The sequence below is a fragment of the Saccharolobus solfataricus genome (assembly GCF_900079115.1).
Taxonomy (GTDB): domain Archaea; phylum Thermoproteota; class Thermoprotei_A; order Sulfolobales; family Sulfolobaceae; genus Saccharolobus; species Saccharolobus solfataricus.
In genome coordinates, this window is record NZ_LT549890.1 from 2,886,154 (window position 1) to 2,908,475 (window position 22,322).

General features: G+C 34.8%; 22 protein-coding genes and 1 pseudogene. 11 read left to right on the forward strand and 12 right to left on the reverse strand.

Translation table 11 applies throughout. The annotated features are described in order from the left end of the window. The first annotated feature begins 44 nt into the window (after window positions 1-44). From SSOP1_RS15255 to SSOP1_RS15265, 3 genes are read left to right on the forward strand one after another with little or no spacing between them, the layout of a single operon-like run. A complete protein-coding gene (locus tag SSOP1_RS15255) occupies window positions 45-1,262 on the forward strand; it encodes a YncE family protein (RefSeq protein WP_063492863.1) in 1,218 nt (405 codons plus the stop codon). A gap of 10 nt (window positions 1,263-1,272) precedes the next feature. Next, window positions 1,273-2,184 (forward strand): hypothetical protein, encoded by a 912-nt coding sequence (locus SSOP1_RS15260; protein ID WP_063492864.1) that lies wholly within the window; start codon window positions 1,273-1,275, stop codon window positions 2,182-2,184. Next, on the forward strand, window positions 2,169-2,705 hold the full coding sequence (locus SSOP1_RS15265) for a TQO small subunit DoxD (protein WP_063492865.1): 537 nt from the start codon (window positions 2,169-2,171) through the stop codon (window positions 2,703-2,705). Before SSOP1_RS15260 ends, SSOP1_RS15265 begins: the two co-directional genes overlap by 16 nt. On the opposite strand, the gene SSOP1_RS15270 is transcribed toward SSOP1_RS15265, so the two are convergent. Both SSOP1_RS15270 and SSOP1_RS15275 read right to left on the reverse strand, forming a co-directional pair. Further along, window positions 2,702-3,712 (reverse strand): hypothetical protein, encoded by a 1,011-nt coding sequence (locus SSOP1_RS15270; RefSeq protein ID WP_063492866.1) that lies wholly within the window; start codon window positions 3,710-3,712, stop codon window positions 2,702-2,704. The two genes, SSOP1_RS15265 and SSOP1_RS15270, sit on opposite strands and share 4 nt — an antisense overlap. After that, window positions 3,678-4,391 (reverse strand): ATP-binding cassette domain-containing protein, encoded by a 714-nt coding sequence (locus SSOP1_RS15275; RefSeq protein WP_063492867.1) that lies wholly within the window; start codon window positions 4,389-4,391, stop codon window positions 3,678-3,680. The genes SSOP1_RS15270 and SSOP1_RS15275 overlap by 35 nt, the downstream gene beginning before the upstream one ends. Before the next feature lie 119 nt (window positions 4,392-4,510). On the opposite strand from SSOP1_RS15275, the gene SSOP1_RS15280 reads away from it, so the two are divergent. Together SSOP1_RS15280 and SSOP1_RS15285 are read left to right on the forward strand one after the other, a co-directional pair. Next, window positions 4,511-6,172 (forward strand): hypothetical protein, encoded by a 1,662-nt coding sequence (locus tag SSOP1_RS15280; protein WP_063492868.1) that lies wholly within the window; start codon window positions 4,511-4,513, stop codon window positions 6,170-6,172. Between the two features lie 50 nt (window positions 6,173-6,222). Then, window positions 6,223-6,885, forward strand: a complete 663-nt coding sequence (locus tag SSOP1_RS15285) for a helix-turn-helix domain-containing protein (protein ID WP_063492869.1) — start codon at window positions 6,223-6,225, stop codon at window positions 6,883-6,885. Window positions 6,886-7,397: 512 nt separating this feature from the next. Here the strand turns inward: SSOP1_RS15285 and SSOP1_RS15295 are convergent. From SSOP1_RS15295 to SSOP1_RS15305, 3 genes and pseudogenes are all read right to left on the reverse strand, one after another. Further along, window positions 7,398-7,964, reverse strand: a pseudogene (locus SSOP1_RS15295) (hypothetical protein); the annotation flags it as partial. 71 nt (window positions 7,965-8,035) lie between these two features. After that, the gene (locus tag SSOP1_RS15300; protein WP_063492870.1) at window positions 8,036-9,670 is read right to left on the reverse strand and encodes a hypothetical protein; all 1,635 of its coding nucleotides are present in this window, start codon (window positions 9,668-9,670) and stop codon (window positions 8,036-8,038) included. A gap of 48 nt (window positions 9,671-9,718) precedes the next feature. Next, window positions 9,719-10,444 carry a hypothetical protein gene (locus tag SSOP1_RS15305; RefSeq protein ID WP_063492871.1) on the reverse strand — a complete coding sequence of 242 codons (726 nt, stop codon included), beginning with the start codon at window positions 10,442-10,444 and terminating at the stop codon, window positions 9,719-9,721. 499 nt (window positions 10,445-10,943) lie between these two features. Here SSOP1_RS15305 and SSOP1_RS15310 point away from each other — a divergent pair, with 499 nt between their 5' ends. The 4 genes from SSOP1_RS15310 to SSOP1_RS15325 all read left to right on the forward strand — a co-directional run bounded on the left by SSOP1_RS15310 (window position 10,944) and on the right by SSOP1_RS15325 (window position 14,646). Beyond that, window positions 10,944-11,624: a helix-turn-helix domain-containing protein gene (locus SSOP1_RS15310; protein ID WP_063492872.1), complete on the forward strand. Its 681-nt coding sequence runs from the start codon at window positions 10,944-10,946 to the stop codon at window positions 11,622-11,624. Window positions 11,625-12,386: 762 nt separating this feature from the next. Further along, window positions 12,387-13,145 (forward strand): 3-oxoacyl-ACP reductase FabG, encoded by a 759-nt coding sequence (gene fabG, locus SSOP1_RS15315; protein WP_063492873.1) that lies wholly within the window; start codon window positions 12,387-12,389, stop codon window positions 13,143-13,145. Then, window positions 13,142-14,299, forward strand: a complete 1,158-nt coding sequence (locus SSOP1_RS15320; protein ID WP_063492874.1) for a thiolase family protein — start codon at window positions 13,142-13,144, stop codon at window positions 14,297-14,299. The genes fabG and SSOP1_RS15320 overlap by 4 nt, the downstream gene beginning before the upstream one ends. Then, complete coding sequence (locus SSOP1_RS15325; RefSeq protein ID WP_063492875.1) at window positions 14,296-14,646, forward strand: Zn-ribbon domain-containing OB-fold protein; 351 nt, start codon at window positions 14,296-14,298, stop codon at window positions 14,644-14,646. The genes SSOP1_RS15320 and SSOP1_RS15325 overlap by 4 nt, the downstream gene beginning before the upstream one ends. 10 nt (window positions 14,647-14,656) lie before the next feature. On the opposite strand, the gene SSOP1_RS15330 is transcribed toward SSOP1_RS15325, so the two are convergent. The 5 genes from SSOP1_RS15330 to tatA form a co-directional block, all read right to left on the reverse strand. After that, window positions 14,657-14,926: a hypothetical protein gene (locus SSOP1_RS15330; protein ID WP_063492876.1), complete on the reverse strand. Its 270-nt coding sequence runs from the start codon at window positions 14,924-14,926 to the stop codon at window positions 14,657-14,659. A 107-nt stretch (window positions 14,927-15,033) separates the two neighbouring features. Beyond that, the gene (locus tag SSOP1_RS15335; RefSeq protein ID WP_063492907.1) at window positions 15,034-15,564 is read right to left on the reverse strand and encodes a DUF998 domain-containing protein; all 531 of its coding nucleotides are present in this window, start codon (window positions 15,562-15,564) and stop codon (window positions 15,034-15,036) included. A 42-nt stretch (window positions 15,565-15,606) separates the two neighbouring features. Continuing rightward, window positions 15,607-16,224 (reverse strand): class I SAM-dependent methyltransferase, encoded by a 618-nt coding sequence (locus SSOP1_RS15340; protein ID WP_063492877.1) that lies wholly within the window; start codon window positions 16,222-16,224, stop codon window positions 15,607-15,609. A gap of 46 nt (window positions 16,225-16,270) precedes the next feature. After that, entirely contained in the window at window positions 16,271-17,143 is an 873-nt protein-coding gene (gene tatC / locus SSOP1_RS15345; protein ID WP_063492878.1) for a twin-arginine translocase subunit TatC, read from the reverse strand. Window positions 17,144-17,153: 10 nt separating this feature from the next. Beyond that, window positions 17,154-17,429 (reverse strand): twin-arginine translocase TatA/TatE family subunit, encoded by a 276-nt coding sequence (gene tatA, locus SSOP1_RS15350; RefSeq protein WP_063492908.1) that lies wholly within the window; start codon window positions 17,427-17,429, stop codon window positions 17,154-17,156. 231 nt (window positions 17,430-17,660) lie between these two features. On the opposite strand from tatA, the gene ilvD reads away from it, so the two are divergent. Then, window positions 17,661-19,337, forward strand: coding sequence for a dihydroxy-acid dehydratase (ilvD, locus tag SSOP1_RS15355; RefSeq protein WP_063492879.1), 1,677 nt, complete (start codon window positions 17,661-17,663; stop codon window positions 19,335-19,337). A 30-nt stretch (window positions 19,338-19,367) separates the two neighbouring features. Then, entirely contained in the window at window positions 19,368-20,771 is a 1,404-nt protein-coding gene (locus SSOP1_RS15360; RefSeq protein ID WP_063492880.1) for a carboxypeptidase M32, read from the forward strand. A gap of 96 nt (window positions 20,772-20,867) precedes the next feature. Here the strand turns inward: SSOP1_RS15360 and SSOP1_RS15365 are convergent, their stop codons facing one another. Beyond that, window positions 20,868-21,407: a hypothetical protein gene (locus tag SSOP1_RS15365; RefSeq protein ID WP_063492881.1), complete on the reverse strand. Its 540-nt coding sequence runs from the start codon at window positions 21,405-21,407 to the stop codon at window positions 20,868-20,870. A gap of 67 nt (window positions 21,408-21,474) precedes the next feature. Beyond that, window positions 21,475-22,266 (reverse strand): helix-turn-helix transcriptional regulator, encoded by a 792-nt coding sequence (locus tag SSOP1_RS15370; protein ID WP_063492882.1) that lies wholly within the window; start codon window positions 22,264-22,266, stop codon window positions 21,475-21,477. Window positions 22,267-22,322: the final 56 nt, after the last annotated feature.

Genomic DNA, 22,322 nt, shown 5'->3' on the forward strand with positions numbered 1-22,322 from the left:
CTTTTATAATTACCTAAAAATACGTAATATTTTGGGGAAATCGAGTGAATAAAAAGCAGTTAATCAAAGCGTTATCCAGTTATCAATTATGGTTAATAGTAGGACTTATAGTAATTATATTGATAGGAGTAGGAGCTGCATACATTATGTTAAAGCAATCTCCATCATCGTCAACACCTAGTTCAACCCAAACCACCAGTAGTCCAGTTTCTACTACATTACCTCAATACAGCTTCCTAGTATTCACACAGAAAGGAATTGCAGAAATAATAAACCCATCATCCACTACTCCTTTCCAAGGATATATCCATTCTATTAACATCTCTACGAACTTACCCCAACAAGTATATTGGTGGGTTGAATATCCACTCGAAAGTGTGGCACAATCTCGATACTACTTCATACCAGTAAATAATGGCACAGTCTACGTAATCGATCCTAATAGTTTAAAGATCATAAAGGAATTCAATTTTGGAAATAGTATAGGGTTTATAGGAGTTTCGTACTCGCCAAACCAACAATTAGTTGCAGTTGCAGATGGACCAAGCGGTATCTTAGCCCTAATTAACGTTTCATCGCTTAACGTAATATGGGAACAACACTTCGTATCTTCAGTTAACGGCAGAACGTATTATCCCTGCGACGTTAGATGGAGCCCAGATGGAAGCTACTTAATAGTTCCAATGAGATTTAACAATAGTGTTGACCTTATAGCGTTAAACGGTAGTGTAATTAAGGTTTTACCTGCAGTTGCTGGTTCGCAACCCTATATGGTAAGCCCTAATATACAAGGGACAATGGTAGCGGTAGAGTACGTTGGGAATAACTCAGTTGGATTTTACTCTCTACCATCATTGAAATTGTTAGGCATATTACAAATGCCAAATGGTACAATACCTCAGAGGGGCGTATTCACACCAAATGGAGAGTACTATCTAGAGGCACCTTCAAACGCAAATCAAGTGTTTGTAATATCTACATCAACTTTTCAGATAGCCAAAACTATAGACTTGCCAACATTTAGCGTTAAAGGCTTGGCGGATATAGAACTTATGCCTGGAGGACAATATGCATACGTTGTGATTCACGGTAATATACAATCAGGCGGTATAATAGCTCTAATATCCCTAAGTAGTTTAACAGTGAGTAGCTATGTACCCTTGTCTACTGCTCCAGCAGTGATAATTCCAGTTCAAAACCAAGTGGCAACTTACCTAGTCGATAACGTCTTACTGCCTCCAGTTAGCGGACTTCACTGTTAAGGGGATAAGGATGAAAGTCATACACCCATATTTCTATACTTTTTTGTTTTTTAATTTTACTATATTTCTCCCAATTTTAATAAATGGGGTTAGGATAGTTAGTTTGTGGTATTCTCCCTTATCCGATACTGGACAACAAACGTTTATATTTCCCTTTTTAATATTCACTGTTATATATCTCGCTTGCTCCAGTATAGTTGGGTACTTCCTTTACAAGTACAAGGAGAATAAATTCATATTAGTGAAAGGAGACTTCAACGTACTAAATATTATAAAGAGTCTTCTCAGAGATAAAACGTTTAGAAAAATGCTAACTTTTTATTCAATTGTCTATTTTTTATCTTTCTTAATAGTTGGAGGAGTTATCCTTATACCAAACATTAACATTAGCCCATATTTTATAAAGCTAACAATAATAACATACAACGCATATGGAATTCAAACCTACTTCAATTTCTTCGTGCTTAATATACCAATGATCGTCTTTGGTTTATTAAACACGTTAATATTATCATTTGCGTTTATGCTAAGCTACTATACCATATCACTAATGTATGTGTCATACAATTTAATGAAATGGAAAGTACCTAGAACCTTTAGGATAGCTACAACAAACATGGTAGGAGGATTCTTGACAGCCTCAGTCCCATCAATTGGAACTATTGCGGGAATTTGTTGTTTAACCCCTACTGCAATAAATTCATTATTGTATCTCGCTTCTTCCTCATTCCCATTAATAAGTAAAAACCTAGTGTGGAAGTACACAATCTATATGGGAATGCCTCTACTCTCTACTATCTCCCAATTAATATTACTATCCTCCCCCGTATTTGCAGGAATAGCAATTCTCTCTTTATCATTATATTCTCTCATGCAAATTAGCAAGAAATTAAGGGAGGGATTGCTATGGCAAAGACAATGATCTCCAATAATTTTACACTAATTTTAAGAATATCAATAGCCTCCATATGGCTTTATGCCGGTATTTTACAGAAACTTCTCAATCCAGCATTTCTGAATCCATCTTCCGAACAATATGTAGGTTTCACTATACAATACTTATCCCAAGGGTCTATTATAAGGCAGTTTTTATACATAGTCGCAATGCCACATCCGGTTCTAGTGGGAACATTAGTCATGATAGGAGAGATTAGCTTTGGGATTCTAACTCTTATAGGATTAATGAGCAGACTATGTAGCGTAGTAGCATTTTATACCAACTTAATTTACTTCTTATCTGCTAGCTGGACTGGAGCTGAGGAATATGGATTAAATCTTTTAATGATGATAATAAATGCGTACATAATAGCTTATGGTCCTGGTATTTACTCAATAGACTCTCTGGTTTCTCGAAAAGTTAACGTTGTAAATAACAAGATAATATGGATAATAGTAGGTAGTGCAATATATGTTGCGATCATTGTGTATCTAATACTTGTCTAGGATAGTCTCATTTTTACATACCCAACAATTAGGAGAATAGTTGCTAAGAGAGAATCTAAGTATCTATCATATATTATTAAATTTATGATATAAAATCCTAGTATTACAGAATAATATATCATGTTCTTACTTCCGAATGGTGCAAGACCGTAAACACCTAAAGAGAAAGAGATTGACGCTATTATATAGGGTAAAATCAGTACGATGTTATTACCTATCAAAATAAATTCAAACAAATAAAATGGCAGACTGGATAACATAATTATCAAAGGTATCTCAGCTAGTAATTTTCCTATGTATACCTTACTTATTCCTACTAACCTTATAATTTGCCTTAATTCGCCTCTAGGAAAAGAGGATAATAAATAGTAACTCATCAAATCGATAAAGGAAAAAACAAATATCAAAAGGATAATTAGAGGTATCTTTAGCGTGTTTGAAAAATTATTGTAGGTGAAATTGACATTTAGAGGAAGATTAACGTTATCTGAATCGATCTCAGAAATTGTATAGTTTAGATTTTCTTGTTCAGGATCCACTGCGATGAAAGTCTTACCCTTAACACTTATGATTGAAAGATTTTGACTGGAATAATATTTTAAGAAAAGACTTGAAAAGGCGAAAGTAGTTGAAGAATTTGGTATATATACTGTTAAATTTACGCTCTTTTGAAGCGAATTTTTTATTATTATTAAGTTAATCCTAGTACTATTGTGAACATATGCTACTGGAAGATACAAGTAAAATGACCCATTATTCGTCTTAACACTCTCTGTGAAATTGTAGTATGACAACTTTATTTCTGAACTCACACCGTTTCCTTGAAAGTCAAAGACGTAACCTGATACTTTTATCCCATAAGAAGAACCTTGAATGATACCTACAACGCTTATTGACATGGAAAGAATTTGCCCTACTATTAGCGATAAACTCAAGGCTATGAGAATTAGGAAGACAAACGCAACTGATCTTTTAAATTCCTGCATAAAAATATAGGAAAGCTTCATCGGGTGTCACTCTAATAACCTCATACTTAATTCCACGTTTATCTAAATCAATCTCGACACTATTATCGTTTTCCCTTTCCCATATCTCATCGTTCTCGAATTTTATAACTTTGTACAATAATCCACTTTTAGAGCCATCAAAAACAATCTTACCCTTAGAAATAATTATAACCCTATTGATTAAATCCCATATATCCTTAAGATTATGATGAGCAATTATTACACTTCCTTTAAAGTTCCTTATTAAATCTCTCGTTAATGAAGAAGTTTGGGACATGTCATCAACTATGAGATATTTCGGGGAAAAAGGTAATGAAAGAGCTAAGGATAACCTCTTTTTCTCGTCTAATGCCAGATCCCTAATCTTCTTATCCCTATCTAAACCAACAAGATCTATATAGTGATACTCCTTCGTAACATAACTCATTACGTCCTTTACCCTTATAGTGGATATGAATTTGGGTACTTGAGGTATATAAGCGATCTTCCTCTTGTCATCTAAATACACTTTACCTCTACTCGGTTTAGTCTCACCAGCTAGTATCTCAACTAATACAGTCTTCCCTGAGTTATGAACACCAACAACTCCTATCTTTTCGTTCTCATAAATATCTAGATTAACGTTAACCACTGCAAAGCTTCCGTGAAAAACTTTACTTACATTTATTGCTCTTATCACGTTAGAACTTAATCATTTAAAAAATTAATATATCTTATCATGATTCAACAAACGGAAACTCACTTAATATTCATTCCTCAAAATTTTATATACAAATATACCAAAAGAAATGTCTAAGTATGAGTGAAAAGTCAAGATCAAAGGTATTAACAATTATATTACTCGTATTAATTTTATCAGAATTTTTCAATAGCATATTGGTTAAAACGAGCAGTGTAACAAGTACGTTCATCAGTCTGATCGTCTTAGATGGAAAGCCAATAATTGTGATTCAGACCTTTAGAGGCGATTTTCTGAATATAATTTTGGAAAACGTTAACGGACAGAAAATAACTTTACCTAGTATCTCTCTCAATGTATCTAATATTTTGGCGTATACCTATGATGAATATCTAGTTATTGAAATACAAAACCAAGGAAATTTGACAGTATATGTTATAGACTCTTCATTAGCCCTAATTAACAGTTTAAAGCTAACGTACAATTATTCTATACAACATCCAGTCTTAAGCGGAAACTATTTAGTTCTAATTAACCAGAAGTTAACGGGAATAATAAGCAGAAATATTAGGCTTAATAGTTCTCTCTTAGAAGAAAATATTCCGATCTATAACATTTCCCTATCAGCCTTTAATATAATTAGTAACCATAACGAGAATATCAGTATAGACGATGTTACAGGGTTCCCCTTAAATTTTACACTGATCAAAGGTCGTTATATAATTGGATCTTTCTTCCCATTAAATGGAGTATTACCAATTTTCACGTATAAGAACTGGATTTACATAATTTATCCCATATATTCTAATTCTACCATAAGCAAATATGAAGTAAAAACCGTGGATTTGAATACGAGCTCAGTAAATTCTACCGAGATTAAATTTAGGGGATATATGAGTGGATATATGCCCTCTAATTTAGATGGTTTGCGAGTCCTAGTATTTTACAATGAAAGTAACATATCCATTTACTCTGTTAATGGAACTTATATGGAAAGCTTATACATAAACAGCTACACTAGACAACTGGAGAAGCCTTATGCAGTGTATACGCAATTCTTTCCACTTGTAGTGTTCTCAAGTAGCTTAGCCCTTGTCAACCCAATTGTAGTACCAACGTCCATTGAAATAGGACCTATTATAAGTGTAACCAATTACTCTATTAACATTATACCACCAATTACGACTCGCATTTCAGATTACTATTTATTAGCAAACTTTAATCCTTTTCTGCATTTAGTCCTATTTAATACTACTTATGGAATAACCATTCCGCAAGTAGCAAATTTCTATATTTATAATGAATCTATCCTATTAATACTTTTTTATAATTCGTCTATATCTTACTATGAAATTGGTAAGAACGGTTTAAATAGACTTCCCTCGGGTACAATAATTTCGACTGGGCTTATTGTGGAGAACAACTCTATACAGTATTACCATAATCCCATATTCCTATATCAAAACATTCCACCAATTCAAGGTTCTCCCATAATATTGAAAAAATACGATAATGGTACATACGAATTAGTTGTAGGATTACCAAACTCCACCATTTATATACCTAGAGGATATTTTGTCGTAGGAGTTTACAACAATACTATAGTGTTATACCATAAGGGTAAACTTTACTTATCGCTGGGAGATAAACTTCATGAGGTAAATCTCAATATTCCTCAAAGTAATAATGAATTTCAGAATTATATTGTCATAAGTGTTAGTATATTATTGATATCGACTGCAATATATATTATAATTCGTGAAAAAGATAGAATTTCATAGGAAGACGTAACATCTAACCCTTTTAAATTCAAATCTTAGTATATTCTATAATGATAAAAAGTTATACCGTAATACTCTCGCACGACGATTGGAGTCGTTATACTGAGAAATTTGATGAAGAGGAATTATATGTAAAAGTAGTTAGAAGAATTCCATCCTTAGATGGACTCACTGAAAACGTTATGGGTGTAATTTACGCCAAGGACAAGGACTCTTATAAGCAAATAGTTAAAATGCTTAGTAGAAATGCGACAACAATTGACTTTAAAATAATAGATTTGTATAAAAACAAATCTGGAATCAGAGCAATATACGCATCTGTAGAGAGTCTTAGAGGGAGAATAGCTGAAAGGTTACTACGAGATTGTAGGATTTTCAGTATGAACGAAACTATATATGAAGGAATGGAAAGATGGAGTATAATTGCTGACTCTGAAAACTTCATCAAGATCATACCAGAGGTGAAAGAGTTAACTTACGAGTTTAAAATTATTGAGGAATCTTCAAATCCATTCCTTTCAGTAAAGGAAGAGCTAACACCTAAGGAATTAGCCATTCTGAAACTGGCCTTTGATAGGGGATACTTTGAAACACCTAAAAGGATAGGATTAGAGGATTTGGCAAATGAGTTAGGGATTTCTAAACCAGCCATAATGCAGGTTTTAAGAAAAGCTATAGCGAAGTTAGCTGAAAAAACTATAAGAGATATTTAACTTGTTAGGGAGCTTAAAATTCCTAATCCTATCATAAAAATTCCTAAGAACAATAATGATAATCTACCTGCTCTGACCAAAATTTGGAAATCACCTCTTAAACCCTTAACTAAACCAGAATGTATTAGTGATACTATTATTGATTGTGAAATCCATGAACCTACTCCAAGTGAGCTACCCCCTCCTAAAGGAGGGAGCTTCCTGCTTCACAGCTCTACCATGCCAGTACCGAAGTACTGGTAGAGGGCAGAGCTCCACAGGCACTAAGGGTGGCTCCCACCCCGCATGGTACTTAACCGCATGGTACTTAACGTCTGTGCCATCACTGTCTGGAGCAGAGGCGTACCTCATAGACCCTCGCTTTAACCAAGGTGTCTCGGTGACGCTTGCCCATCAGTAACTGTCATCAAAAATATTTCACAGTCAGTGTTTTTAAATATTTCTACAAAGGGGGCTCCATCTCCGTCTCAAAGAGGCGAAGTTTTCCGCCCCCTTTGAACCCCCGTCTATTATAATAACCCAATGAGGAAGGTAATATGAATGTTAATAATTGAGCTAATTGCCATAGTTAACAATAACACCACTATGAAGTCACCTCCGAAGGCAGCTGCAAGTCCGTGAATCCAAATTAATCTGTAATCTGGGTTCTCTTCTTTACTTTTAACTTCACTTTTATGTCTTAGTATAAAGACTGATGCAACACTAATCATTGTTAGTCCTACTATAATATCAATAACTGGATCTAGACTATATCTTTGAAAAAATGAAAATAATTGCCCAACTAGTGCGCTTAAACTGGACCATACTATAGTTAAAGCACCAGCAAACACACTAGTTGAAATAAACGCACCTCTAAGATTCTTTTGCATTAGCCCATAAGATACGGTAATAGGCCATGTGTGTTCATCAGGCTTAAGTCCATGGACTATACCTACTATGAAAATGGCTAAAGGCCAATATACTCCCATAACTGATAGTATTTTATGTGCTATAGGCTCTAGTATATCTGGTGACGACAATATGGCAATCGCAATTCCAAGGGATATTGAAAGGGCAATAATGACTTCTTTTCTCCTCATACGTTATTAGGGTAACCCTAAAGCATATAAATTTTTCTATCTATAAAAAAGGATGAGGAAATAAAAACACTTTACTTTCTTCTAACTAACACCACTACTACTATAATTATTAGGAGAACTACACCAATTACTATATATATAGTAGTATTTGAAGATGTGGTTGAGGTAGTGGATGTTAAAGGAGCTGTCGTAGCTGAAGATGTGGCAGTTGATATTTGAGATGTTGATATAGTAGATGTGGCAGTTGAAGAGCTTGTCAATGTTGAAGATGAAGATGGTTGTGCTGAATAAACTACATAATATGTTGAAGATGGATCATCAAATACTTCTAATTTTCCGTTCAGCATAAAGTAATTGGAAGAGTTTAATTCAACTAATGTGCCATTCTCCACCTTATAGACACCAATTATTGAGCTATTACTAAATACTGTAACGTTAAATATAATGTATTGCGAAGTTGTATTAATTTCAACACTCTGTGCTATGTGTACCTTACCGTTTAAATTAAGGTTGGTAATGTTTACAATTACTGGGCGAACTGTACTGACATTATGAGTAATGTTATCTTCCGTTAAGACTACAAATCTTGATGTAGAATTTACCGTTATTTCTACTAATATACTTTTATGGTTGTGCACTGATACTAAATGGGAAATGTTAACTATTGCGGTTGAAGTCACATTACCGTCGTTACTATTTCCTATAATTACTGGAACTCCATTAACGTAAGTGTAACCCATGAAGTTCGCATGTACTTGCTTTACTCCACTAACCGTAACTATCTTAAGTTCCGTGAATGCGATGTTGTAATTAAGTCCAATCTTAACTGGCATTATCTCTAGATTTCCAACAATACTCGAAATGTGTACATATCCTAGAATTGTACCATTTACCCCATAAAATTCTATCGTCTCAAAATCTGCACGTATGTTTCCCTTACCTGACATTACTGGAACTATGCCTTCTCCTTTCCAAACTAAGGCAGGAGTCAGTGTGCCATCGAAGTATGCTGTAGTAACCTTATATCCATTAACCGTTGCATTGCTTTCTGTCCCATTATAGTTAATACTGACCAGTAATGGAGAATATCTCCTTGGTATTTGCGCTGTCGCGGTTAGCTCTTCACTAACTGATACTTTAGCCTCTACAGATGTTACCGGGAATAAGTATAGGCTTATTTTATTGCTTATACTTGCATTTTCTTTATTAATTGTCAATGTTGCATTAGCTATTGTGGAACCGTTTGCGAATTGAAGCACAACTTTACCTGTTCCATTAATATACGCATAAGCGTTAATATCAGTGGCATTAAAACCAGCCCATATCAATTCCGTCTCATTTACACTAATTATTACTATTCTTATTAAATTAGGTAAATCAGTTTTTATCGTAATGGTGTTATTAGTATAAGCTGATACGTTAACATATCCCTCAAATTTCTCTGGAGAAGAAGCAAATAATAGAGTGTAAACTGTTCTGTTGTACGTTACCTTAAACGCTTTGCCGTCACTTAGGGTTGTATTATATGTAGCTGAACTTACAGTATAAGTTACTGTACTTGCACTTAATGGACCATTAATACCGGAGGCTCTGTATACACTATCATATCTTTGATAATACACGTGTATTGTAGGACTTGAACTAGCTGAAATTGGAATTGTTGCGAAAACCGTTAAGAGAAGAGGTAGGAGGACTAGCCATTTCATGTGGGATAGTAGGACGTTTCCCCTATATAAGGGTTAAGTTGTTCCGCTTCATGAAACGGGTTGAATTTCAAAAAATTGTCTAACAAAATTTATATCGCGAACCAATATAAACTCATCTGAGGTTTCATTACTACTACTGTTGGTAGACTTTCCTATAAATTTAAAGTAAAGACCTATATCGTTAAGTATTTGTTGTGGCGTCAAATTCTCATAACTCTTACCATAAATATAAGCAGTTACCTTAACATCATCCTCCTTTATAGTTACATTTGCATAGGTTTGGTTAAGATTTAACATTACGACTTGACCATCTTCAAAATAGAGAATAACATATAATTGAGAAAACGTTATATTAGGTTTGATACCGACAATGTACATTCCATGTTCTTTAACGTGTATCTTAAATTTAGCCTTAAGTGAAAATGAATAGGTTTGAGGCTGTTTAGTAGTAGTTGAAGATCCAGAATTAGTAGTAGAGGACTGAGTTGTAGTGATAGTTGAGGTTGCTCCAGATGTTGTGTTAGTTGTGGTTGAACTAGATGGAGAGATAATTTGCACTGTGGAGACATTTATTGGAATCCCGCCTACTGGCTGAGTAGGTCTATTGTGTAGTGTATAATAAAGTTCTATACCTAAAATTACATTTACAATTAAGGTAATTATTACCAAACCTACCAAGAGTGTTTGTCTATCCACGATTTGTAATTGGTTGAATATTCCATATAAACCTTGGTTCCATGAAACTGTGAAACAATGCATTTTAGAATGACGTATTTACGTCAAAGTATAATACCTCAGGTAACTTACACGAGCTACATGAGTTACATAATATTATAAAACTTTTCATAAAATTCGGATCTAATGATTAAAAGATGAAAACAAAAAGTTTCAGAAGTAAAATAATATTCTAATGAAGGCTATCAGTGTTACTCAAAATGTAGAATCAATTATTCTTATCTGTTTTTAGAGAAACAAATTGAAATCACAATGGATTCGTGAATCACCCTATTGAGATAGCTATCAAAATTAAAGATTACGATGCACAAACTAAACATTTGAAAATGGTTCTAGAAAAACTCAGAGAAACTAAAAAGTTTGGTGTAGAGGGCTATAAAGGTATCTATCGAAAAAGTATATTAATCTAAAATGGAACGGTGATCTTTTTAAAATGTTAATGTAGTTTTTCGTTAAAATGTAATAGTAGGTTAATATAATTGATACTATGAAAATGCTAATATAAGTATATTAAGGTCAGTAGACATATTATGAGTTAATGCATGTTTATAAAGTCAAGCTTGACCTTAAACACGATTCGTGCTGGACATATAAAACGTCTGATTTCAAAGTAAATGCGGAGGTAAAATATCTCTTTCCTCTAATAACTAAGAATTCAATTTTTGAAATAGCCGAGATTTACTCTGATGATAAAAATGAACTTTCAGATTTTATATCAGCAATTAATAGAAGGTATGGTAATAATATAAAAGTTGCTAACATAGATAGGCAGAGGTCTAGTAAAGTGGCTTTATTATACTATTTTAAAAATTTCGACAACTCTGTTACAAGAGTTATGATTGAGAACAATGCAGTAATAACAAACTTATCCATAAGTAATGGAATAGAGGAGTGGTACGCATATTTCTTTGGAGAGGAAGAGGAGATTCTCTCAAATATATCGCATGGTCTAAAAAGGATAGACGTTAAGGTAGAGAACATAGATCTGGAAAAAACTAAATTAAACGAAATAAAAAACGATCTAGTCATAATTAACTCCCTAACTCCTACTGAGAGGGAAATTCTTACGACTGCAATCAAGTTAGGGTTCTTTGAGTATCCTAAAAGAGTCAGATTAGAGGAGTTAGCTGAGATGTTCGGAGTTACTAAGGTAACTTTAGATAGGCATATAAGAAATGGGTTAAGGAAGATTTTAAGTCAATTATTTATAAACTCCTAGTGATTTATACTGAAATTTAAGGATCATATCTGTTACTTTTTGATAAGATATAATCCTCCAGACTTTTCTAGTAACATTTAATTCTATCTACTAAGGTATAAACATAACCTAGCCTCTATATTAATTTTTCCGAAATGAAGCTAGTACGTTACGTTAAAACTGGAAAATTATGAAGAGAGAAAGCAGACAAATAGCAATTAAATTTTAACCCATTATTACGTATTTGGATATTAACCAAAATGCCTAGTTGGTCTTTGAATACTTTTCCACTGAACGACTATTAGCCTCCAATTTATGATTAGATGCACAACTTCTGTTGGTGAAACCTCTTAACTCTTAGCGAAAATTTAACAAATCTACAAAGCATAACCAAAAGAAACACGTTATCATTTCCAGTAAGTCTATAGTCTAGTATTATTTTATAAAATATTATTAAAAATAATTCCATTGTATTGGCCTTAATGAATACATAAAACTTATCAACTTGATTAATTGATTCCTTGTTATCACTATTTATAAGAAACTTATTAATGAATTATAAAGTGTAACAAATTTCTGGAAACAGTAGTGTATAGTTTCTAAATTTTTGATAAAGACCTAAGTGAATTTTACTTGTACGTGTAATAGAAGTCATCTCTTTCTATCTAAAAAGGTTTGCAAAATTGTATTTTGAGCTGATTATTGTCCTTCTTGCTTTAAGGTAGTATTCCGTATTATCTGTAAAGTCTAATGTTTTAATACCTTTCTTACGTTTCTTCTTATATGCGTAAATTCTGTGACTTAAGTGGAAAAATAGCCGTTGTAACTGGAGGTGCAAGTGGTATAGGAAGAGCTATAGCGTTTAAATTTGCTAGTCTAGGGGCTACAGTGGTTTTAGGTGATGTGAAAATGGAAGAACTTAATACTGTCGCAAACGAAATCGCTCAGCAGACTAGCTCTAAAGTAATTCCACTTTATGTAAATGTGGCTGATTTCAATTCAGCTAAAGAGTTCTATATTAAAGCCACTGAGACTTTGGGAGTAGACTACGTGGATATTTTAGTAAACAACGCTGGGATAAATAGGGACGCCTTATTCGTTAAAATGACCTATGAGCAATGGGATGAGGTGATAAAAGTTGACCTATATAGTATGTTTAACATGACTAAGCAAGTTGTTGATGGGATGATAAAGAGAAATTATGGAAGAATTATCAACATGTCTTCGATGAGTTGGTTGGGAAACATCGGTCAAGCGAACTATTCAGCAGCTAAAGCTGGGGTCATAGGCTTCACGAAAACTCTAGCGAGGGAATTGGCTAAATATAACATAACTGTTAATGCCATAACTCCAGGTTTCATAGATACTCCAATGACTAGGGCGGTTCCTGAAAAGGTTAGACAAAAGATCATAGAGAGAATACCAATGGGTAGAATTGGTAACCCGGAAGAAGTAGCTAACCTAATAGCTTTCCTATCATCTGAAGAAGCGTCTTATATAACGGGAGAGGTAATAGGAGTTACCGGGGGCCTGATATTATGATAACTGGGTTCGCTAGCAGTCTCTACAAAAAATATGAAGGGTCAACCTTCGAATTATTAGCTGATACGGTATTTTCGGCATTAGAAATTGCGGGTTTAGATAAGACCAATGTGGATGGAATATATCTTACATATCTGCCTGGTACTTTTGATAGTTACGCTTATTCCCATTTTTTCACAAACCAAGTAGCCCAATATCTTGGAATAAGACCTAAATTCGCTCAAATTTTTGATTATGGAGGAGCCTCTGCCTTAAGTATGATATATAGAGCATATAAGGCAATTAAGTCTGGAGAAGGTGAAACGATTTTATGTATTGTAGGTGGAAAGGCTTCAGAGTTGAGAAATAAAGGAGTTACTGTAGATGCAATAGATAAGGCATACCCTGATGTTTCTCTAACACCTTTTGATAGGCTTTTCAGAGGACTTAATGACCTAAATCCAGTATCAGATTACGCACTAGTTGCTAATAGGCATATGTATCTCTTCGGTAGTACGGATGAGCAAAGAGCCCTAATAGCGGTTAGGCAAAGATTTAACGCATCACAAAACAGTAAGGCAATGTTCAGAGATTTACTCAGTGTAGAACAAGTGTTAAAATCTCCTTTAGTTTCCTATCCTTTACATCTTCTTGAAATAGTTTACCCTATAGACGGTTTTCACGTTTTTGTAGTAAGTAAAAGAAGTAGCAAATCAGCTCTTAGAGATATAGATATCTTAGGGTATGGAGAAGCTCATTGGCCTCTAATGCCTGCAGAGCTAGATGAAATAGTATATACCCCAGCCGTCGAAAGTTCAAAGGGACTATTAAGCGAAAAGATAGATGCCTTCGAGCTTTATGACTCGTTTACCGTAACCGTTATGTTAGAAGTTGAAGATATCGGTTTAGCGGAGAAAGGTAAGGGAGGCGTGTTTTTTGAGAATCATGATACTACTTACAAGGGAGATGTTCCTATAAATACTGGGGGAGGTAGCTTGAATACTGGTCAACCAGCTTTCATGAGTGGTGGTGTCATTTTAGAGGAAGCATTACTTCAATTGAATGATATGGCATATGGCCATCAAGTTAAGGGTGTGAATAAGGTCTTCCTAAATGGGGTGGGTGGGTGGAATAGATCTCATTCAGTTTCTTTAGTATTAGGTGAGGGTAGATGAGGTTAGAGGAAATATACTCATACTACGATAAAATAATACGAAGCGGATCCTTGCCGTATATTAGATGTAGGAATTGTACGTATACGTTCTTTTACGTAAGGCATGTATGTCCCAGATGTAGTTCGAGAGATTTAGAAATTCTAAGAAGTAATGGAATCGGTAAGGTCTTTTCGTGGACTAAGATATTTAGGAAAAACGAAAGTTTCATATATGGTATTGTGGAGTTAGAGGAGGGATTTAAGATATATTGTAATTTAGCAAGCGACGTTGAGATAGGTGATAAAGTTAAGGTCGATATTATCCCGTTAGAAGATGGGAAGTATAGGGTATTAGCAAACAAGCTTTAATTAAATATATTTAAATATATTCAAGTTTTATTATCATTTTATCTTTAAAATTAATTATATATAGGTCTCCTTCTTCTGTTACTACGTCGCATTCTAATCTTTCCTTAATGCACTTGATCCACATACCTTCAAAGTTTGTACCCTCCTTTACCGTCGTTTTCGATATTGATTGGAACGTATTGCTCTCGGAAAAATTTACAGCTTTTCTCACACTGACCCTAAATCCCTTGATTGAAGGGTTTTGTAATATGTTTTTTATATCCTCAAACTTGAAACTCATTTCAATTCTACATTTCTTACAATAGAATATAAAGCTTATCTTGCTAACAATTTTTACTTTAAAATGGTTAATAGTCCACTAAATGATAATTATATTTTTTATTATAACTACGACTGGCGTGTCAAATATGTTCCAAAACTAATTCCCCATATTATTTCCGGATAAACTATTATCCTCTCCATACCTCCTGGTCCTAGGGGACCGTAATCCTTAAGGATATATAAGACTAATGAAGCTAAAGTTATTAGACCTAATATGGTCCAGAAGTAATTCCTCCTTATTGAGGTAAATATTGCACCTATTCCTCCAAAAAGAAAAGTTATTAAAGCTGCAATCAAATGAGGGAATCCAGTATTCTCGGGAAATATACCAACTAGTGCAGCACCTAACCCTACTAAAAAGACTAATGGTGAGTAGTTTACTCTTAATAGTAGTGACGATATTATTACTAATATGCCCATAATCACAATTGACGTATTGAATATTATTGCAGTTCCTCCAACTCCTAGGTCACTGATGTAATTATATTTAACCGAGTAATTTGGATATAAAATTTCCGATACTGTAAAAAACAATAAAAATTGTGACACACCTACTAATATAAGATAGCCTGATATCTTATCCCTATTTAACATCATCAACATTTTTGTTTATTATTATACTTAAATATTTATCTATTTTCAACTCTTAATAATAATCCCAATACCACCAGCTTCATTCGTTAATTCATGCAACTTTACCCCTTTCTGCTTAGCGAAGTAATACGGCGCTTCAGTGAAATCTAGGTTATCTATGAGTAATACTCCACCATTCCTCAAGTAATCCCATGCAATATTCAGTTCAAAACTCACGTTCTCAAAAGTATGTTCACTGTCATGAAGGAAAACGTCAACCTTACCCAACTTCTTTAATAGGTTTGGTAACACATCTCTACTCTTTCCTATATATAACTTCCATTTATTTTTTAACTGTTCTGTGACTAAGAACCCTACCCTTTTTCCATCCTCCAAAGTTTCCCTCGTATCAATTGAGAATAACGTACCTCTCTCCAAGGCAGAGAGGATTATTGTAGTTGATACGCCTGGTCCAACACCTGTTTCAATTACAATATCTGGATTGTAGTATTTTATTATTGAATACAGAATATACCTTTTAGCCTCACTCAGTGCATAGGGGAAACTATGTCCTAAAGTCCTTTTAATCCTATTATTTATTTCTTCTACCTCATTCCAGTATTTGCTCAGATCCGCATTAAATATCTCCTTAAGTGTTTTGGATATCGATTCCGATTCCTCCATACTAATAAGTATACTTTTGAAAGTTATTAAAGATAACTATTGTAACCTAAGGTTTCCTTTTTCGCTTAGTTATCAAGAATGAAATTCCCATTCCTAAAAAGTATAAGCTTGATAAGGATAATCCTATAATTGTTTCCATCACTCCTCCAGTTGTACCTGGCGAAATTATCCACGCAATGATAAAGGAGACTAGGACTCCCCATCTCCAATAATTCCTCCATGTACTAGCCTTAACTATTCCCAAGTAAGTCAAACCTATCATTATTAATGGCATTTCAAATGCTAATCCTAGTGATCCCATTAATAGGAAAGTTGTTGATATGAAAGAACTTAAACTTATTGTAGGTTCTACTGCTGGACCTAAAGACTCAGTATAAAACGATATCATCTTGAACATTAATGGTATTAGAATGAAAAACGCAAATAGAGAACCAGAGAAAAAAAGCAAAAAGGCAGGAGCTATGGTCAGCTTAAAGATTTTCTTTTCATGTTCATATAACCCTGGACTTAAAAATGACCAAGTTTCTCTGATTATGATGGGAAGCGATGTTAATAGTGCAAGGTATAGGGAAACGTAAAGTGACGCATATAACGGGTCGAACAAGTTTATTATTATTATCTTAGTATTTATGGGCAGTTCATGATAAATAAAGAATTTAGTTACTTTTACCGCTATACTATCATAAAATGACGGATAAGGAATTGGAATTTTTGAGATATTTATCCCAAGGAGTGGTATTTGTAATGGATCTATATTTATCCATTCGTAACCCATCATGAAGTAAAAGAAGAATGAAATAGCTAATGCTATAATAATTCTCCTTAGTCTTATCGCTAATTCTCTTAGGTGATCTAACAATGGTTTCTCTTCAAAAAAACTCTTCTCTTCTTTTCCCCTCTCCTTTGCTTTCTCTTTCACATGGAATACCTCAAGCTTTCTTGCTTTGTTTTAGTGCTTCCAATTGCTTTTTTAACTCTGCTATTTTCTTCTCAAGTTCATCTACGCTTTCACTATTCCCCCTTTTTTCAACTACGCTACTAGACATCATTTGCCGCATCTCCATTTCTGCTTCTAGTTGTCCCTTCTTGAACTCCCCCATTGATCTTCCTAAAGCTCTGAAAAGCTCCGGTATTTTAGACGATCCAAAGAAGAGCACAGCAATAACCACTAATATGATTATTATATCATTAGGGCTATCTAGCATATTTTCCCTCCCACCCACCCTTATGTTTATACTTAATCATTATATATTAATAAATTTTCTTACAAACAACTCCGAAACGGCTATATCTGATTTCCTCCTCTTTCTGAGATTTTGGTTGGAAAAAATGGGGTGAAATGGATCTGTCGGGAAGCGAGACATGTTGAAACCATCATCATTAAACCTAACTTGTAAACATGATTGCTTATTAGTTTTAAATTCGGATTCCTTTATATGCCAATAAAACTAAATAGTCCCTCAAGATATCATGGGATATATAACGCTCCACACAGGGCATTTCTAAGATCTGTGGGTTTAACTGATGAAGAGATAGGTAAACCATTAGTTGCCATAGCTACAGCATGGAGTGAGGCAGGACCATGCAACTTTCACACATTAGCGTTAGCGAGAGTAGCAAAGGAGGGGGCGAAAGAAGCTGGTTTATCTCCATTGGCATTTCCAACAATGGTAGTTAACGATAACATTGGAATGGGATCTGAGGGAATGAGGTATAGCCTAGTTAGCAGGGACTTAATAGCAGATATGGTAGAGGCGCAATTTAATGCTCACGCATTTGATGGATTAGTAGGTATAGGAGGGTGCGATAAGACAACACCCGGTATATTAATGGCAATGGCTAGGTTGAATGTTCCCTCAATTTACATTTATGGTGGATCAGCAGAGCCAGGGTACTTTATGGGTAAAAGACTAACAATAGAGGACGTGCATGAGGCAATAGGCGCTTACTTAGCAAAGAGAATTTCTGAAGATGAGTTATACGAGATAGAAAAAAGGGCACACCCCACATTAGGTACTTGCTCTGGATTATTTACGGCAAACACCATGGGCTCATTATCCGAAGCGTTAGGAATGGCACTACCTGGGAGTGCATCTCCAACCGCTACCTCGTCCAGAAGAGTGATGTATGTAAGGGAAACAGGAAAAGCCTTAGGTAGTTTAATTGAGAGTGGAATCAAGACAAGGGATATACTAACTTTTGAAGCTTTTGAGAATGCAATAACAACCCTAATGGCGATGGGTGGTTCAACGAATGCGGTACTGCACTTATTGGCGATAGCCTATGAAGCTGGAGTGAAATTAACTTTAGATGACTTCAATAGGATATCTAAAAGGACACCCTATATTACCAGCATGAAACCTGGTGGAGATTACGTAATGGCTGATTTGGATGAAGTTGGAGGTGTTCCAGTAGTTCTAAAGAAGTTATTAGAGGCTGGGCTATTGCATGGTGACGTTTTAACAGTTACTGGGAAAACTATGAAGCAAAACCTTGAAGAATATAAATATCCTAACGTGCCTCACAATCACATTGTCAAGGATGTTAAGAATCCCATTAAACCTAGAGGAGGAATAATTATATTAAAGGGATCATTAGCTCCAGAAGGTGCGGTAATCAAGGTAGCTGCAACCAGTCTTGTTAAATTTGAAGGAAAGGCTAAGGTATATAATTCTGAGGAGGATGCTTTTAAGGGAGTTCAAAGCGGGGAAGTTAAGGAGGGTGAAGTGGTAATTATAAGGTATGAAGGTCCTAAGGGAGCTCCGGGTATGCCAGAAATGTTGAGGGTTACAGCCGCAATCATGGGAGCTGGTCTTAATAACGTTGCCTTGGTTACTGATGGGAGATTTTCAGGAGCTACCAGAGGGCCAATGGTAGGTCATGTAGCTCCAGAAGCGATGGTAGGGGGACCTATAGCGGTAGTCGAAGATGGTGATACTATACTAATTGATGTTGAAAACGAAAGACTTGACTTAAAGTTACCCGAAGAGGAGATAAAGAATAGACTGAAGAGATGGTCTCCTCGACCTCCAAGGTATAAGTCTGGACTATTGGCTAAATATGCTTCTCTGGTCTCGCAAGCTTCCATGGGTGCTGTAACTAAGCCAGTATAATTTTTTATCTGAATTCCCCTTTTCTATTTTATGTATGAAGATATTTGGGCAATTGAGCACGCAATAAGCTTACTGGACTGGGACATTCAAACTTACATGCCCCAATCTGGAATTAAAGCTAGAGGAGAAGCAATTGCAAGGTTAAACAATCTAAGAAGGAAGTTATTATTAGGTATTAGAAGGGATATAGAAAAACTAGAGCCAAAAAATGATGTTGATAGAGGTTTAAAAAGAGTATTAGAAAGAGAATATAAATACTATGACGCTGTGCCAGAAGAATTAGAAATGAAACTTCATAGAATAACATCAGAAGCTACAGTAGTTTGGAGAAATGCTAAAGCCAAGGCTGATTTTAACGTCTTTAAACCTTATTTAGAGCAAATAGTCGAGATTGAGAGGGAAATAGCGAATAGATTGGGCTATAAAGATCATCCATATAGTGCACTCTTGGATAGGTATGAGGAAGGATTTACTGTTTCCGATGCTGACAGTGTATTTAATCAACTATTACCCAGCTTGTCAAAGATTCTTGAAAACGTTGAAGACAAGTTCACTAGGAAATACCGCTTCGAGGATGAAAAATATGACGTTTTTCAGATGAGTAAAACTATAGAGTACATAGCTTATGAGATACTAAAGATGCCAAAGGATAGATTTAGAATTGATGTTTCTCCTCATCCCTTCACTACCTCAATGAATAGGAACGATGTTAGAATAACGGTAAGGTACGAGGGGTATGATTTTAAGAGAGTCCTCTATTCTCTGATACATGAGAGTGGACACGCAATATATGAGTTGCAAATAGACCCAGGTCTAGAATACTCTCCTTTAGCCAGTGCTCCTTCTATGGGTCTTCACGAATCTCAATCAAGATTTTGGGAGAATATTGTAGGAAGAAGCTATGAGTTTGTTAAGACCATTTACCCCCTACTTAATATTAAAGATAGTGTTGATGGTGTATATTACTATGTTAATGGTGTAAAGAGGCAACCGATAAGAGTCGATGCGGATGAAGTTACCTATAATTTTCATATAGCAATCAGATACGAGATAGAGAAGAGGGCAATAGAGGGTAGTTTAGAGGTTAGTGAATTCTCCTCGCTATTTAACGATTTGATGGATAAATATCTAAATATAAGACCTAAAAATGATGGAGAAGGAGTTTTACAAGACGTTCATTGGAGTCAAGGTTCTTTTGGTTATTTTCCAACTTACACATTAGGGAATGTTATAGCTGGAATGGTATACTATCACATGAAGAGGGATATTGGTTTTGACGTTATTAATATAGAGAAGATGAAGGAGTGGCTAAGGGAGAAAATTCATAAATATGGAGCTATATATTCAGTAAAGGAACTGCAAATGAGGTCATTTGGTGAGACGTATAACCCATCTAGACTATTAGATTATTTGAAAGAAAAATATAATGCGTGATGTGAAATCTCTCCCTGAATGGTGAAGAACTGGGTCCTTACTGAAAAATCCTTAACTTGGATATCTTTCTCTTTTTAGTTTAGTTTATTTCCTTTTTTAGTCCTCTTGCTCATTATCATCATTATCATGATGATGTTTCTTTCCATGTTCCGTAGCTTGGGTCTGTCCTTCTTGTTGTTCTCCTCCATATTTCACTATTAAGAATGGAATATTACTGACTGACTTTGCCTCGGGGTTTTGCGATACTACATAAGATATTTTAATATTTACGGTGTAAGTACCCTTGTTAAGGTATAATGTGTAGTGCTCCGTTCCGTGAAGTGATAATGTAAAGGTGTAATTGGTAATGTGAATTGTAACGTTAAATTGGGAGAAAACGTCTTCTAGTACATCCTCTTTTAATTTTATGGTATAAGTACCATTTACTGAAACAGTAAGAGTAGCATTCTCAGCTAATGTACCTTTTTGTCCAGCAGTTAAATTTCCTAAATTGAAGGAGGCTAAGGTAGTTTGTATAGTTGGTGACGTCACGTTATAGCTAATAGTCCCTAAACTTCCGCTTATCTCCTCTCCAATTACTACCCCACCTACTAGTATTGTGCTTAGTAGTACACCGAGTAGGAGTAGTTTATTCATCTTTTCACCTATATGTTAACTTCTTATTTCATCCTTTTAAGGAAAACGTACCGGAACAGTGAAACAGTTATTTCTTATCGGTTTTCACCACGTATCTAACCTTACCTTCCTCTCTTATTTCCTCTACATATCCTAACTTAACTAACTTCTTAACTCTTCTATATGCAGTAGATTTAGGTAAGCCTGTTTGTTTCACAATGTCAGATAAGGTATTTGTGCCCTTTTTAATTGCCTCTAATACAATAGTATCCCTTTCATCTAAAACTTCGGGAGCTAAGTCTACACTTTCCTCTTCCTCTTCTTTCACAACCCTAACATTTCCTCTCCTTACCAGGAATATGATCAGTGAAACTAGTACTGCATCGCTACCTATTAAACCACCTATTATTATAGGAATCTCCAATTCATTTTGTGCTGTAGTAACATGGGAAGAAAGCGCATATAGCAATATGACGCTATTTACGTTTGCAAAAGTAACATTATAATAATTGCTCATTACATTAAAGCTGTAGGGCTGTGGAGAAATATAATTAATAGAGGAGTTAAGAGGTAGATAAATATTGATTGTCGCGTTATACGGCTCATTAATTTGGATAACTCCTCTAGGTAGCATGGCATTGTAGTAAATGAAAACAGTAGTATTACTGGGAGTGAGATATAATGCATTTCCGGACAAGTTATATTTGGCTCCAATGACCTTAAGGTTCGTTATATTATGCCCTATCAAGATGAATTGATTAACTTTACCAGTAAGTTCAGCCTCTACAGTACCGTTATAATAAATATTTAAGATTGATGAGTGTGAAATAATGACTGGAACTGTTATCAATGGTAAGAGCAATAATAGCAAAATCTTCATCAAATTTAACTAAATATTAACCAGTTTATTAGCTTAGCGATTTCTAAATATTATGT

Bases quoted from the DNA above. Each gene is read 5' to 3' on its own strand.
- SSOP1_RS15325 (WP_063492875.1), top strand. From the start codon at position 14,296: ATGAGGTTAGAGGAAATATACTCATACTACGATAAAATAATACGAAGC.
- SSOP1_RS15300 (WP_063492870.1), bottom strand. From the start codon at position 9,670: ATGAAATGGCTAGTCCTCCTACCTCTTCTCTTAACGGTTTTCGCAACA.
- SSOP1_RS15365 (WP_063492881.1), bottom strand. From the start codon at position 21,407: ATGAATAAACTACTCCTACTCGGTGTACTACTAAGCACAATACTAGTA.
- SSOP1_RS15360 (WP_063492880.1), top strand. From the start codon at position 19,368: ATGTATGAAGATATTTGGGCAATTGAGCACGCAATAAGCTTACTGGAC.
- SSOP1_RS15310 (WP_063492872.1), top strand. From the start codon at position 10,944: ATGCATGTTTATAAAGTCAAGCTTGACCTTAAACACGATTCGTGCTGG.
- SSOP1_RS15260 (WP_063492864.1), top strand. From the start codon at position 1,273: ATGAAAGTCATACACCCATATTTCTATACTTTTTTGTTTTTTAATTTT.
- SSOP1_RS15330 (WP_063492876.1), bottom strand. From the start codon at position 14,926: ATGAGTTTCAAGTTTGAGGATATAAAAAACATATTACAAAACCCTTCA.
- fabG (WP_063492873.1), top strand. From the start codon at position 12,387: ATGCGTAAATTCTGTGACTTAAGTGGAAAAATAGCCGTTGTAACTGGA.
- SSOP1_RS15320 (WP_063492874.1), top strand. From the start codon at position 13,142: ATGATAACTGGGTTCGCTAGCAGTCTCTACAAAAAATATGAAGGGTCA.
- SSOP1_RS15270 (WP_063492866.1), bottom strand. From the start codon at position 3,712: ATGAAGCTTTCCTATATTTTTATGCAGGAATTTAAAAGATCAGTTGCG.
- SSOP1_RS15340 (WP_063492877.1), bottom strand. From the start codon at position 16,224: ATGGAGGAATCGGAATCGATATCCAAAACACTTAAGGAGATATTTAAT.
- SSOP1_RS15370 (WP_063492882.1), bottom strand. From the start codon at position 22,266: ATGAAGATTTTGCTATTATTGCTCTTACCATTGATAACAGTTCCAGTC.
- SSOP1_RS15335 (WP_063492907.1), bottom strand. From the start codon at position 15,564: ATGATGTTAAATAGGGATAAGATATCAGGCTATCTTATATTAGTAGGT.
- SSOP1_RS15265 (WP_063492865.1), top strand. From the start codon at position 2,169: ATGGCAAAGACAATGATCTCCAATAATTTTACACTAATTTTAAGAATA.
- ilvD (WP_063492879.1), top strand. From the start codon at position 17,661: ATGCCAATAAAACTAAATAGTCCCTCAAGATATCATGGGATATATAAC.
- SSOP1_RS15280 (WP_063492868.1), top strand. From the start codon at position 4,511: ATGAGTGAAAAGTCAAGATCAAAGGTATTAACAATTATATTACTCGTA.
- tatA (WP_063492908.1), bottom strand. From the start codon at position 17,429: ATGCTAGATAGCCCTAATGATATAATAATCATATTAGTGGTTATTGCT.
- SSOP1_RS15285 (WP_063492869.1), top strand. From the start codon at position 6,223: ATGATAAAAAGTTATACCGTAATACTCTCGCACGACGATTGGAGTCGT.